Raw genomic sequence first — 13,614 nt, 5'->3', positions numbered from 1 at the left:
TGCTCACATAAAAATGAAGGAATATACAAAATAAAAGGATAAGATCCGAAAATGATATTTTTACAAGAATAAACTTTCAAATCTTTTCTATCATATACATCATTTAACTTGATTGAGTTCTTTTGTTAAACGTAAATCTTCTTCTGCTTTTGGTCTTATAAAACGCCCTAAAAAAAGATAAACAACCGGTGTGACATAAAGCGTAAAAATAGTTGCTAAACCTAAGCCACCAACGATAACCCAACCTAAGGCTATACGAGCTTCTGCGCCAGCACCTTTGGCCAAAACCAAAGGAATACCTCCTAAAATGGCACAAATCATTGTCATACAAACTGGACGAAGGCGAATGTTTGCTGCTTCTTCTACGGCTTCACGCACGCTTCTTCCCTGATCGCGTAATTGATCTGCAAATTCAACAATGAGAATACCATTTTTTGCCATAACACCAATTAACAAAATTAATCCAATTTGGCTGTAAATATTAAGACTTACACCACTTAATAGCATAGCAATTACAGCACAACCAATCCCTAATGGGACAGTGGCCATAATAATGAATCCTGAAATAAAGCTTTCAAACTGAGCAGCCAAAATCAATAAAATAATCAAAAAGGCAATGCCAAAAACAATCATAAAATTGGAAGATGTTTCATTAAGCGTTTCGGCTTCCCCTAAGGGAACCAAATAGGTTCCTTTTGATAACAAAGGAGAAGCAATTTTCTGTACAGTTTGGTAAGCTTCCCCTAAAGCGATATCTGGAGTAAGATTTGCGCTTAAAATAACAGCACTCATGCGTTTTTCCCGTTTTAATTGAGGAGCAATAGCTTTTTCATGTAAACGCGCAATAACCGATAAAGGAACATATCGATTGTCTTTGGTTTTTAAAAAAATATTTTCTAAATCGCTAGGACTCTTCATAGAATTTGTACGCGATATCAATTTAACATCGTAAGAATGATCATCCACGTTAATGGAACCAATCTTTTTACCATCCAACATTGTTTGTAATGTATCGCCCAAATTGGTGATATCAATCCCTAAATCGGAGGCTTTTTTTCGATTGATTTCAATAAAAAATTGCGGTTGTGTTGCATCAACAGTAAGGCGTGGGCGAATAAAACGCGGATCATCTTGTAAAGCACTTACCAGCTTATCAGCAATGGGTTGTAATATTGCATAATCATTGCCAAGAATTGCAAATTGCAACCCTTGCCCAGTTCCGCTCACACCTAGAGAATTTCCCTGCGCAGCAAACACAAAAACTGCGGGAAACTGTTTAACCTTTGCATTAATATCTTTCACGATTTCTTGCTGACTCCGTAAACGTTTATCCCAAGATGAAAGCAATAAAATCAAAAAAGCAGTATTGGGTGAACCGCCAGCACCCGCAATAGAGTAACTGTTAGCAATCTCCCCTGCATCACGTAATGGCTGTAGACTTGCTTCAATTTGCTCTATTTGCTCGTTCAAATATTGTGTTGAAATACCTTGTGGTCCATTAATAACCAAAAAGATCACAGCTCTGTCTTCTGCTGGCGTTAATTCCTGTTGTAGCTTCGTATAGCCTCCAACACAAAGACCGGCAAAAATTAGTGAAGCAAAAACAACAGCCCAAGGCTTTTCTAAACACTTATGCAAACTGTAAGTATATGCCTTATGAAAAAAAGTACCTAATTTATATAAAAAAGCAAAATGATGGGACTTTTCCTCTTTTTCCTCAATATGTTCTTTGAGAAAACGCGAAGCCAACATTGGACAAAGCGTTAAGGCAACAACTGAAGAAAGCAAAATAGAAATTGCCAAAACAAAACCAAATTCTCTAAAAAGACCTCCAACTTGCCCAGGAAGAAAGGAAATAGGAACAAACACAGCCACTAATGTCAATGTTGTTGCTAAAACAGCAAAAAATACTTCACGTGTTCCTATCACCGCTGCTGCTCTGGAACCTAATCCCATATTGCGCCACCGAACAATATTCTCAAGAACAACAATGGCATCATCCACAACAAGCCCTGTTGCTAAAACAAGTCCTAAAAATGTGAGAATATTCAATGAAAATCCTACAAGATAAATAGCCGCAATGGTACCAATCAAAGCGACAGGAAGAGATAAAGCAGGTATCAGCGTTACACGAATGTCTCTGAGAAAAAGAAAAATGACCAAGATAACGCTCAAAATAGCAATGACCAACGCAACTTCAACCTCATGAAGAGCGCTTTTAATAAAAATTGCATCGTCATTAATAACGTCTATATTTACAGAAGAAGGAACAATACTTTTGAGATTATCAACAACGGCTCTCACACCTTCAGAAATATTAAGAGTGTTGGATTGTGCTTTACGCACGATACCTAATCCAATACCTGTCTTTCCATTGATACGAAGAATAACTGTTTCTATATCCGGCGATAAAGTAACATGCGCAACATCACCAAGATGCACATGAGGCTTTAAAACAACTTGTTCAAAAGATTCTGGTGTTGTTAAACGTGCAGTAGCACGTACAACTAAAGTTTGCTTAGAATTGCGTAATGACCCTACTGGCACATCTGTTGTCATATCAGCAAGAACACGTGAAATATCTGCTACAGTTAATCCATAACTTGCAAGTTTTGCTTGATCTATATCAATCTGAAAAATCTTTGTGCGAGCACTATCGACCTGTACATCACCAACACCATCAACAGCAGAAATAGCATCAACAATCTGATCGTTTACAATCGTGGTTAAATCATCAACACTCATTGTTGGTGACGTCACAACCAAATACATCATGGCAGCAGCATTCGAATCTGCTTTAATAATCAAAGGCGAATCCGCATCTTTCGGTAAAGAATAGGTAACACGAGAGAGAGCATCACGAATATCAGATGCTGCAACATTCAAATCAACACCGACATTAAAGTTAATCTTCACACGGGAGCGTCCAAAAGAAGACGTTGAAGAAATCGTCTTAACACCTGAAACACGAGAAACAGCATCTTCTATAACTTTTGTAACTTCACGATCAATTGTTTCTGCCGATGCACCAGAAAACATCGTCACAATCGTTGTTACAGGAGTATCAACATCGGGTAATTCTCTTACATCAACATTTAACCATGCTGCAAATCCTGCAATAATGATCATAGCATTCAAAACAAGAGTAAAAACCGGTCTGCGAATAAATAAGGTAATGAGACCACCTTGCTCCACCTTTGACATAGGCTGTTTTGTGCTCAATTCTTGGCTCATTGTATATCCGTTCCATAACCTACTGATAATTGCTGTTGATGAGACTTTGGATCATCAATAGTTACTTTACTTCCTGGATAAAGCATTTGCACCCCTTGAATGACAACTTGATCACCATTTTCTAGGGGAGCTTTCACGAAAACATGATCGGCTTTATGCTGAATAATTGTTACGGGAATAGACTCTACTTTTCCTTCTCTCACACGCCAAACGAATGACCCTTTACTATTCCATTGAACTGCAAGAGGATTAACGACAGGAAAAGAACCACCATGAAACTGCAAGGAAACAGAAAAGGACATACCAGACATGAGCGTATCTTTTTCATTATTGATTTCAACCTGAACATGAAGTGTGCGACTTTCTGGATCAACGATATTATCAATCGCATAAATATGACCAACAAAAGATCTATCTGGCTGCGCGATTAACGTTGCCGTTACCTCATCTCCTTTATGGATGCGCGACACATATCGTTCAGGGGCCCATATATCGACCAAAATACGTTCTCTATTCTCAATACGGCCTATTACAGTATTAAGGGTCACGTTATTCCCCGCATCAACGGGCAAAATACCAACAACTCCAGGAATCGGTGCTCGAATTGTTCGCCGATCGAGATCTAATTCAGCATTACGCAAAACTAAATTTGCGTTATCCAACTCTAAGCGTGCCATAATTTCTTGAACTTCCGTTGCTGTATTGCTGGCGCGTAATTTAAGAATACGCGAAAGCGTCAACGCATTGTTATCACGTTGCACTTTTGCTTTTGCAGCCGCTATTTCTTCTTTTTTAGAATCAAGCTTTGCAATCACATCATCAGCTTGTACTTTTGTACCCGCTGATACAAAAAGCTTATCAATAACACCTGAGGATAAAGGGGTAAGCTCGACTTCTGCAAGAGCTTTTCCACTCCCAAGAACGTTAAGTTGTTCATAAAGATCTTGAACTTTTACAAGATCAACGACAACATTTACCGGTGGCCTTCCCATTTTTTCATTTGAAGCTTTATCCGATACTCTTGTTTTATCCACCATAGAAATGGGTTGGTCTGCACTCTTTTTTCCAGCCCAATAAGTAACCGTTAAAACAACGATTAAAAACACTAATGGAAAGCTCTTTTTTAATAACGCCATACATCCGCCCTTGCTGTGTCATGTTCATCTGAAATAGTTTTCAACAGTAATATCGGCGTTTTACACAAAAACCCAACAGCGGGTGTATATATCTTACCCCCACCGCAAAAAACACATCTCATCTCTGCTTGACTATCTTTCATAGATTAAAACGTCAAGTTAACTATCGTTCATATTGCTTTGTATGGTCATGACAAAAAAATGTTCATATCAAAACCAACTGAAGCCATAATATATTATATCCTTTTTTAAAATATATCATAAAAAAAGAGAGATTTTTTTTATGACGACTCAAGTTTCACTTGCATTTCTTTAATGAAACGATTAGGAACCCTTTGTCTTAGACAATGTAAAAAATTGAAATGTATGCACCCGTAGCTCAGCTGGATAGAGCACCAGACTACGAATCTGGGGGTCAGGAGTTCGAATCTCTTCGGGTGCGCCATCTATCAATATCTTCTTATAAAGTCAGACTTTTTAAATTCTTTATTTTGTGATTTATTTTTACCTATCTTTGTATTTTGTTATTTCATTCTGTTGTGAGTCGTTTCTTTAGCCATTTTGCTAGAATAAGATGTTATGAGTCCTTCAATTCAGCTCTAAGGTGCTTTTATTAGCTTATAATCGTAGCGATTGCATGAGTAGCGTATGTTGTTGTTTTCTTTTATCAATCTATGCGCTTGTTTTTGGTCTCTTCCGGATTATACTCTCTACTCAGTTAGGTAATTTTTTACGTGCTTATTTCTAATTGTTCCATAACTGGATGTTTCTGGATATTTTATTCCTAGCAGTCCCATCTTAAGAGGGACTTCAGATGTGCCGCCATAAATTCCGGTTTACCACCATGTGAAACTTTTTCAGTGTGTTGTTGGAAAGAATAAATAAACTACTTCTCAAACGTACTACTATGAAACACTTATGGTATCCATTAATGTCATCAGCATTTGTTGCAAACCAAAGCTTCTTTTCGCAATATTTTTAATTGAATTAAACGTATTTTTACTGCTTAAAAGCAAAAAGATTCTTTTTCCTAAAAAACAATAAAACTCTTCTTGTGCTTCTTTAGCATTATCTCTTGCATGGCATATCATCGATTTCTATGATATCTTAATATTTTTCTGTTCTCTATGAATTTTTCTAATTAATCCATGGAGTACAGATCTCAAACATTAATAAAAGCTGAATTTAAAGAATTTTTCCATGCCTAAAACTGATATTGAAATTGCTCGCACTGCTAAAAAGCAACATATTATTGAAATTGCACAAAAAATTGGTATTTCACATGAAAATCTCATTCCCTATGGTCATGATAAAGCTAAAATTTCTTCTGAATACATAAAATCGCTTAATAAAAATCCAGATGGTAAACTTATCCTTGTCACAGCTATCAATCCCACACCTGCGGGAGAAGGCAAAACAACAACAACAGTTGGACTAAGTGATGCTCTTAATCTTATTGGTAAAAAAACAATAGCTACCTTGAGAGAACCATCTTTAGGTCCCTGTTTTGGTGTAAAAGGTGGTGCTGCTGGTGGTGGTTATGCGCAAGTCATTCCAATGGATGACCTTAATTTACATTTTACCGGTGATTTTCATGCTATTACATCTGCTCATAATCTTCTTGCCGCAATGATAGATAATCATCTTTATTGGGGAAATACTCTAAACATTGATCCACGTCGCATTGTTTGGAAACGCGTTCTTGATATGAATGACCGTGTATTGCGCGATATTGTCATTTCATTGGGGGGCATAACAAATGGTTTTCCACGTCAAACAGGTTTTGATATTACTGTTGCATCAGAAATTATGGCGCTTCTTTGTCTCTCTGAAAATTTAGAAAACCTTACACAAAGACTCAAAAAAATTATTGTTGCTTATCGTTATGATAAAACGCCCATCACCGTTGCTGATCTCAATGCGGAAGGTGCAATGGCAGTTCTTCTCAAAGATGCTATACAACCCAATCTCGTACAGACAATTGAAAATAATCCTGTTCTCGTTCATGGAGGACCTTTTGCCAACATTGCTCATGGTTGCAATTCAGTTATAGCAACAAAAACTGCTTTAAAACTTGCTGATTATGTTGTCACAGAAGCAGGGTTTGGAGCAGATCTTGGAGCAGAAAAGTTCTTCAATATCAAATGTAGGCAAGCAGGTATTGTACCAAATGCTACAGTGATCGTCGCAACTATTCGTGCATTAAAAATGAATGGTGGTCTGGATAAAAATAACCTGACAGAAGAAAATATCACCGCTTTAGAAAAAGGAGCTGCCAATCTTTTACGACACATAAAAAATATGAAGCACTACGGTATTCCTTGTGTTGTGGCTATCAATCATTTTGACAGCGATAGCGATGCTGAAATAAAAACATTACAAAAAATAGTTGCAACAACTGGACACAAAGCTATTATCTGTAAGCATTGGGAACAAGGTGGAAAAGGCGCTATAGAACTTGCACAAGAACTCGTTACCTTGATTGAAAAGCACGATTCTGATTTTAAAGTTCTCTATCAAGATGATATTCCACTCGTTCAAAAAATTAATTGTATTATAACAAAGCTATACGGTGGACGTGGCGCCATCATCTCAGCCCCTATTCTCAAACAACTTGAAACTTGGGAAAAAGAAGGTTTTGGCGTCTACCCTATTTGTATGGCCAAAACACCTTATTCTTTTTCTTCTGATCCCAAGCAATACGGAGCTCCTGTTGATTTTGAAATTCCCATACGAGAAGTTCGTCTCTGTGCGGGAGCCGGCTTTATTGTTGTCATTTGTGGAGATGTTATGACCATGCCGGGACTACCCCATTATCCCACGGCGGAAAAAATTCATCTTGACGAAAATGATCAAATACAAGGACTTTCATAAGTTTATAATCATGAAATCTATCATTCATTATAAAAAGCATTTTATTACAAAAAAAATAGAATTTTTAAAAGCGATATAGACAAATGTCTTATTTATATGATATAAGTTTCTGTCCTTTTGGATATGCCTTTAAAAGGACGTAGGTTTTCCTATTATTTGTGACACTGAAAAAAGCAGGATAAATAGTGCAAGTACTCGTTCGTGATAATAATGTTGATCAAGCGCTCCGCGCGTTGAAAAAAAAGATGCAGCGTGAAGGTATCTTCCGTGAAATGAAAATGCGTAGTTATTATGAGAAGCCATCTGAGAAGCGTGCTCGTGAAAAAGCTGAGGCTATTCGTCGTACACGTAAGCTTGCTCGTAAGCGTGCACAAAGAGAAGGTTTTGTTAGTAACGGACGGACTGTTGCGGTAAAGTAATGTGCTTTATGATATTATATAATTGCATAAGCAATAGATAGTAAGCTACTAGAAAATTTTATCTTCATAGGCAATTGCGATGAATTGCTTGTGTAGGTTTTTATGTACAATGTTATCTAATATGTTAGTTATTTGAAAATAATAAGGTTTCTATCATAGAGGTGGTTTTTATTTCACTCTTATATTTTAAAAATAGATAACAAACTACACTTGAGATATTTAAGCGACTTTTTCCTATGTAAATTGAGTGCGGGGTGTTTTATTATCACTTTTCGCTATAATTTTCTCCTTCTGGATATCTCTTACATCACTGCTTCTTATGTACAAATTTCATGATGAACTTCTTTTTTGTCATTAAATATTCTACATCTTTCGATCATCCTAGGTCTGATTACAAAACAAAAATAACTATCGCAATATGCGATTGTGTGTAAAATATAATATCAAATTCATAATCCTCTTTCCCTTCAGTTATGTAACGAAACGATATAATTCCATAACTTTTTATATCTCTTGATTCTGTCTCTCTAAAGGATGACGAATTTCAACCACTGCACTATAGATTCTTTTTTCTTGATAAATTTCTTCTATTCATCACTTATGTAATTACCCTCATCAGTGTATCGAATAAGCCTTTCTATTTCATTCAACTTTCTTCTATACTGAGTTAGAGAAAAAGAAAATTGACAATAAACAGAGAAAACACTGTATTTTAATATGGGTGAATGTGCCTTTTATTACCATTTTTGATGGAAATGTTTTTAAAATTTAAATAACGAGTTAAAGTTTTTAACGCGGAGATTTATTATTATAGGTAATCGTTTTTCATATTAAGTAATAATTCTGAATAACGTAAAGTTTCTCAACACTTTCTCATATTGAATCAATCAAGATTATTTTCTTGTACATCATAAGCGGGATTCGTATGCAAATAGAATAAAAGCTATTTAAGAAAAAACAAAAATGCTTCTTATAAACACTATAAATAATAGGAACTGCATAACATTGAAAGCTGGTAAATAGAACGATGGAGCCAGCTTATCTACCATACGGATAAGCATTATCATGGCATAAGATTAGAGTGTAGAAAATTTTATAAATGAATTATCACGAAAAAGTGTCCTGTTAAAATTAGCCCTTCATATATCAATCTACTCTATAATGTTGCTCATATTTTTACGCTTAAATGTTTTATTTATCGTATTATTTTGTTCATTCAAAACTTCTTTTCAAGCCACACAATAATCCCTTTCTGAACAGCTCTTTGTTCATAGTATGCATACATGCACTTTTACTTTGAGAAACAAACTCAAAAAAGAGATGCAATACTTTAGCCCTAATTTCCTGTACAAAAACTGCCTATGGCTCCAATATACTTTACTGTTTTATCACGCTTACAGCTACATAAAAATCTAATGTTTATTTATATCTACCCCCTCATAAACAAGATAAGCACTAAGAAATACAAACCTTTTGTTTTCCTTATTTTGATATTTTTGTAGCAATTTTTTCATCGTTTAGATCTCTTTAACGAGCAATGTGTCATACTTTTTATCAGTTTCCAGTCTTATCTTTCAGATTTTAAATTTCCAATATATGACGAAATAAAGGAGTTCGGTGTGCAAAATTCTCGTTGGTTTCGCGTTTCAATACTCATATCATGTATCTTAATAGCAATAGTCATTGTATTGGGTTCATCTCATTTGTTGCATGCACAAACATTTAATCAAAATTTAGGGCCCAGTGGTTTACCACTTCCGCGATTTGCTTCGATTAAACCCACCAGCGTTAATGTACGCGTCGGACCAGGAAGCAACTATTCAATCATTTTCACCTACAAAAAGAAGGGCTTACCTATTGAAATCATTCAAGAATATGATCAATGGCGCAAAATTCGTGATGCAGAAGGCGATGAGGGATGGGTGTATCAATCGCTTTTATCGGGAAAGCGAACTGCTATAACTATTCCATGGCAAAAAGATAAAACAAAAAGGCTGATGCTACGAAAAAACCCCACCGACAACGCAGAACTTGTGGCGGAAGTAGAACCTAACGTCATTGGTAACATCCGCCAATGTGATGGACAATGGTGCGAACTAAACATTAATAATACGCGCGGATGGCTTCAGCAACCCCAGTTATGGGGAATCTATCCTGATGAAAAAGTAAAAGGTTGGTGAATACTCAAACTCAACAAGTTTAATTTTTATTCCTCATTGAATATCCTCACTGCCTATCACAAGATTGATTTTTTGGTTTCAATCGCACGATTAAATCAACATGTGAAATTTCCATACCTTCTGGTGGCTTAGGCAAATTTCTAATAATGGGAGCTTCTTCCAAATTATAAGGAATATCAAGAATACGATTTTCGCCTTCTATATAAAAATGGTAGTGATCAGAGGTATTGGTATCAAACCAAGTTTTTGAGCCTTCTACGGCAATAATCCGTAATAATCCCGCTTCCGTAAATTGATGAAGCGTATTATAAACCGTTGCTAAAGATACAGGTACACCTGCCCTCACCGCTTCCTCATAGAGCTCTTCAGCAGTAATATGACGATTTCCTTGAGAAAAAATCATATGTGCAAGTTCCAACCGCTGACGTGTTGGACGCAGACCATTTTGACGCAAATGTTTTTCTAACATAGAAATGGAATAATATTGCACAATTTTTCCACACTCTTTTGTGAACTGCTGCTCTTCATTCATATCTAAATTGTCTGCACTCACTGACATAATTACAAACCCAAATATATTCCTGCTAAATAAGATCAAAATACAAAAAAATGGGAATAGTATGGTGTAATCTTGTATTCCATTTTTAAATAATTACCTATGTAGAATACATAAAAAAAGGCTTTTGTCATTAAAAATGATATAAAATCATTTCCCTCTCTTTAAAATTTGCTCTAAAAGTAGGTTGGGAAAAGCGCAGAAATAAAGATATATGCAAATAAATGGAGTAACAATGGCTGAACAAAAGTCTCGCTACACATATGAAGAGCTTCTAAGCTGCGCTCGCGGCGAAATGTTTGGTAGAGGTAATGCGCAATTGCCAGCACCGCCAATGTTAATGATTCATCGAATCACTCAAATTAGTGAAACTGATGGTAAATACGATAAAGGAATGGTTCGCGCCGAATTTGACATTACACCAGACATGTGGTTCTTTAATTGTCACTTTATAGGCGATCCCGTCATGCCAGGATGTCTCGGACTGGATGGTATGTGGCAATTAACAGGTTTTTTTCTTGGTTGGCTAGGCGAACCAGGCAAAGGAAGAGCAATATCAACAGGTGAAGTAAAGTTATCAGGGATGGTAACTCCACAAACCAAAATTCTTGAATATGAAATAGATTTTAAGCGTATTCGACGTGGAAATTTAGTCTTAGGAATAGCTGATGGGTGGCTAAAAGCAGATGGAGAGACTATTTATAAGGCGAACGATTTACGCGTTGCTTTATTCAAAGAAGATTGAACGTTATTTCCGTCAGAAAGAACTTTTCACTATTCTGTATGGAACGAGGAGGTATGAATGCGTCGAGTTGTTGTAACCGGAATGGGAATTGTCTCCGCAATTGGAAATAATCCTGGAGCTGTTTTAACCAGTTTACGTGAAGCAAAATCCGGAATTTCTTACGCACCTCAATATGCTGAATTAGGCTTTCGTAGCAGAGTTTATGGCAAGCCCGATATTAATATAGAAGAACTCGTAGATCGACGTGCTCTACGTTTTCATGGGCGTGGAACAGCATGGAATCACATCGCCATGGATCAAGCAATTGCTGATGCGGGTCTAGAACCGCATGAAGTATCGAACGAACACACGGGTATTATTATGGGTTCTGGAGGTGCTTCAACACATTCAATCGTAGAAGCTGCTGACATTACACGCCAAAAAGGTCCAAAACGTGTTGGACCTTTTGTTGTCCCTAAAGCGATGAGTTCCACAGCATCTGCAACATTAGCAACTTTCTTTAAAATAAAGGGGATCAATTATTCAATCTCTTCAGCTTGTGCTACCTCCAATCATTGTATTGGTAATGCTTACGAAATGATACAATATGGTAAACAGAAGCGCATCTTTGCCGGTGGCTGCGAAGATTTGGATTGGACACTATCTGTTTTATTCGATGCCATGGGCGCTATGTCCAGCAGATATAATGACATTCCTCACAAAGCTTCACGTGCTTATGATGTTAATCGTGATGGTTTTGTCATTGCTGGAGGTGCTGGCGTTTTAGTCCTTGAAGATTTAGAACTTGCTAAAGCACGTGGTGCAAAAATCTACGGAGAAATCGTTGGATACGGTGCGACATCCGATGGACATGATATGGTTGCCCCATCAGGAGAGGGAGCAGAACGATGCATGCGCATGGCCCTTGCAACAGTCGATAATAAAATTGATTATATCAATCCCCATGCGACAGCAACTCCTGTTGGTGATCCTCCTGAGATAGAAGCTATCCGTCGTGTCTTTGGAGCAGGTGATCAATGCCCCCCCATTTCCGCTACCAAGTCTCTAACAGGACATTCCTTGGGAGCAGCAGGTGTTCACGAAGCAATCTATACATTGTTAATGATGAATCATAATTTTATTTGTGAAAGTGCCCATATTGAAGAACTTGATCCAGCTTTTGCTGATATGCCAATCGTTCGTGAACGACGTGATCATCAACAACTGAATACCGTATTGTCGAATACTTTTGGCTTTGGCGGTACCAATGCAACGCTTGTTTTCCAACGTTATGTATAAACAAAAGCTCTTAGTAATTGAAAAAAGTACGGTCTTACGGAGAATAATATGAAAGGTTTGATGGAGGGCAAACGCGGCCTTATTATGGGAATTGCGAATGACCATTCAATTGCTTGGGGCATTGCCTGTCAGCTCGCACAAGCAGGAGCGGAATTAGCGTTGACTTATCAAGGAAATGCTTTTGGAAAACGTGTTCATCCCCTAGCAGATAAACTTGGCTGCAAATTAGTGCTAGAGTGTGACGTTGAAAAAAGTGAAAATATTGATTACGTCTTTGAGCAACTTGAAAAAGAATGGAAAACAATTGATTTTATTGTCCATGCCATTGGTTTTTCAGATAAAACTCAGCTAAAAGGGCGTTACGTTGATGTTACAACACGTGAAAACTTTCAACGCACGATGGTTATTTCAGCTTATTCCTTTACTGAAATTGCCCAGCGCGCGGGTAAGCTTATGCCCAATGGAGGAACACTTTTAACTCTTACCTATGGTGCTTCACAGCAAGTTGTGCCTAATTATAACATCATGGGTGTTGCTAAAGCAGCTTTAGAAGCTATGGTACGTTATTTAGCAGCGGACTTTGGTCCTCAAAATATTCGTGTCAATGCGATTTCCGCTGGTCCTGTTAGAACTTTAGCAGGTAATGGTATTGCAGCTGCACGGGCAATATTTTCACATCAACGCCGTAATGCCCCATTACGGCGTACCGTAGATATTCATGAAATTGGAAAATCTGCTCTTTATCTACTCTCTGACTTATCATCAGGTGTTACAGGTGAAATCCATTATGTTGATTCAGGCTATAACATCATGTCTATGCCAATACTTGAAGAACTGAAAAAAAGTGACGATTCCCAAGAAGAATAAAATTTATTTCATTGCACTAAAAAAGAAAATCAATCATGTACATAGTGCTTTAATCGGGTATTGAGTACTTTCTCAGCTATATAATAGTGTATTGACTTATAATAATATGACGTAAGGAATATGTGCAAATGTTTGTAAGAATAAGTCAATACAAAACCAGATGTACGATGCCTTGTTTCGCAAAATATTTTATAAAAGCCGGAATATTTCTTCAATCCATGGTTGATAAAGTGTGTATTTTATGACGTTATTTACCTTACTAAAGCATACGCTTTTGCCATTGCTTATAAATCAATATCCAACCCTCATGCCACCGCAGTTTGAA

The 13,614-nt window shown here is 37.0% G+C and carries 9 protein-coding genes and 1 tRNA gene; 7 read left to right on the top strand and 3 right to left on the bottom strand.

The features are described 5' to 3' along the window. Nucleotides 1–99 precede the first annotated feature (99 nt). Nucleotides 100–3,234 carry an efflux RND transporter permease subunit gene (locus ACFIMI_RS01120; RefSeq protein WP_375612840.1) on the bottom strand — a complete coding sequence of 1,045 codons (3,135 nt, stop codon included), beginning with the start codon at nucleotides 3,232–3,234 and terminating at the stop codon, nucleotides 100–102. Then, nucleotides 3,231–4,370, bottom strand: a complete 1,140-nt coding sequence (locus ACFIMI_RS01115) for an efflux RND transporter periplasmic adaptor subunit (protein ID WP_375612839.1) — start codon at nucleotides 4,368–4,370, stop codon at nucleotides 3,231–3,233. The genes ACFIMI_RS01120 and ACFIMI_RS01115 overlap by 4 nt, the downstream gene beginning before the upstream one ends. Nucleotides 4,371–4,738: 368 nt before the next feature. Between ACFIMI_RS01115 and ACFIMI_RS01110 the strand changes: the two genes are divergently transcribed. The 4 genes from ACFIMI_RS01110 (at nucleotide 4,739) to ACFIMI_RS01095 (ending at nucleotide 9,843) form a co-directional block, all read left to right on the top strand. Then, a tRNA-Arg gene (locus ACFIMI_RS01110) sits at nucleotides 4,739–4,815 on the top strand. 755 nt (nucleotides 4,816–5,570) lie between these two features. Beyond that, nucleotides 5,571–7,244 carry a formate--tetrahydrofolate ligase gene (locus ACFIMI_RS01105; protein WP_375611441.1) on the top strand — a complete coding sequence of 558 codons (1,674 nt, stop codon included), beginning with the start codon at nucleotides 5,571–5,573 and terminating at the stop codon, nucleotides 7,242–7,244. Between the two features lie 185 nt (nucleotides 7,245–7,429). Then, nucleotides 7,430–7,663, top strand: a complete 234-nt coding sequence (gene rpsU, locus ACFIMI_RS01100; protein WP_012754552.1) for a 30S ribosomal protein S21 — start codon at nucleotides 7,430–7,432, stop codon at nucleotides 7,661–7,663. Between the two features lie 1,619 nt (nucleotides 7,664–9,282). Further along, nucleotides 9,283–9,843 carry an SH3 domain-containing protein gene (locus tag ACFIMI_RS01095; protein ID WP_375612838.1) on the top strand — a complete coding sequence of 187 codons (561 nt, stop codon included), beginning with the start codon at nucleotides 9,283–9,285 and terminating at the stop codon, nucleotides 9,841–9,843. Nucleotides 9,844–9,889: 46 nt separating this feature from the next. On the opposite strand, the gene irrA is transcribed toward ACFIMI_RS01095, so the two are convergent. Continuing rightward, nucleotides 9,890–10,402: an iron response transcriptional regulator IrrA gene (gene irrA / locus ACFIMI_RS01090; RefSeq protein WP_375612837.1), complete on the bottom strand. Its 513-nt coding sequence runs from the start codon at nucleotides 10,400–10,402 to the stop codon at nucleotides 9,890–9,892. Between the two features lie 232 nt (nucleotides 10,403–10,634). On the opposite strand from irrA, the gene fabA reads away from it, so the two are divergent. From fabA to fabI, 3 genes are read left to right on the top strand one after another with little or no spacing between them, the layout of a single operon-like run. Beyond that, nucleotides 10,635–11,144 carry a 3-hydroxyacyl-[acyl-carrier-protein] dehydratase FabA gene (fabA, locus tag ACFIMI_RS01085; RefSeq protein ID WP_273722474.1) on the top strand — a complete coding sequence of 170 codons (510 nt, stop codon included), beginning with the start codon at nucleotides 10,635–10,637 and terminating at the stop codon, nucleotides 11,142–11,144. 57 nt (nucleotides 11,145–11,201) lie between these two features. After that, on the top strand, nucleotides 11,202–12,422 hold the full coding sequence (gene fabB / locus ACFIMI_RS01080) for a beta-ketoacyl-ACP synthase I (RefSeq protein ID WP_375628420.1): 1,221 nt from the start codon (nucleotides 11,202–11,204) through the stop codon (nucleotides 12,420–12,422). 48 nt (nucleotides 12,423–12,470) lie between these two features. Further along, nucleotides 12,471–13,289, top strand: coding sequence for an enoyl-ACP reductase FabI (gene fabI, locus ACFIMI_RS01075; RefSeq protein ID WP_375610038.1), 819 nt, complete (start codon nucleotides 12,471–12,473; stop codon nucleotides 13,287–13,289). Nucleotides 13,290–13,614 lie beyond the last annotated feature (325 nt).

This window comes from Bartonella sp. AP4SXKL (assembly GCF_042195845.1).
Classification (GTDB): domain Bacteria; phylum Pseudomonadota; class Alphaproteobacteria; order Rhizobiales; family Rhizobiaceae; genus Bartonella.
Note: the sequence above shows the minus strand (reverse complement) of the source record. Positions and strands in the feature narration are given on the sequence as shown.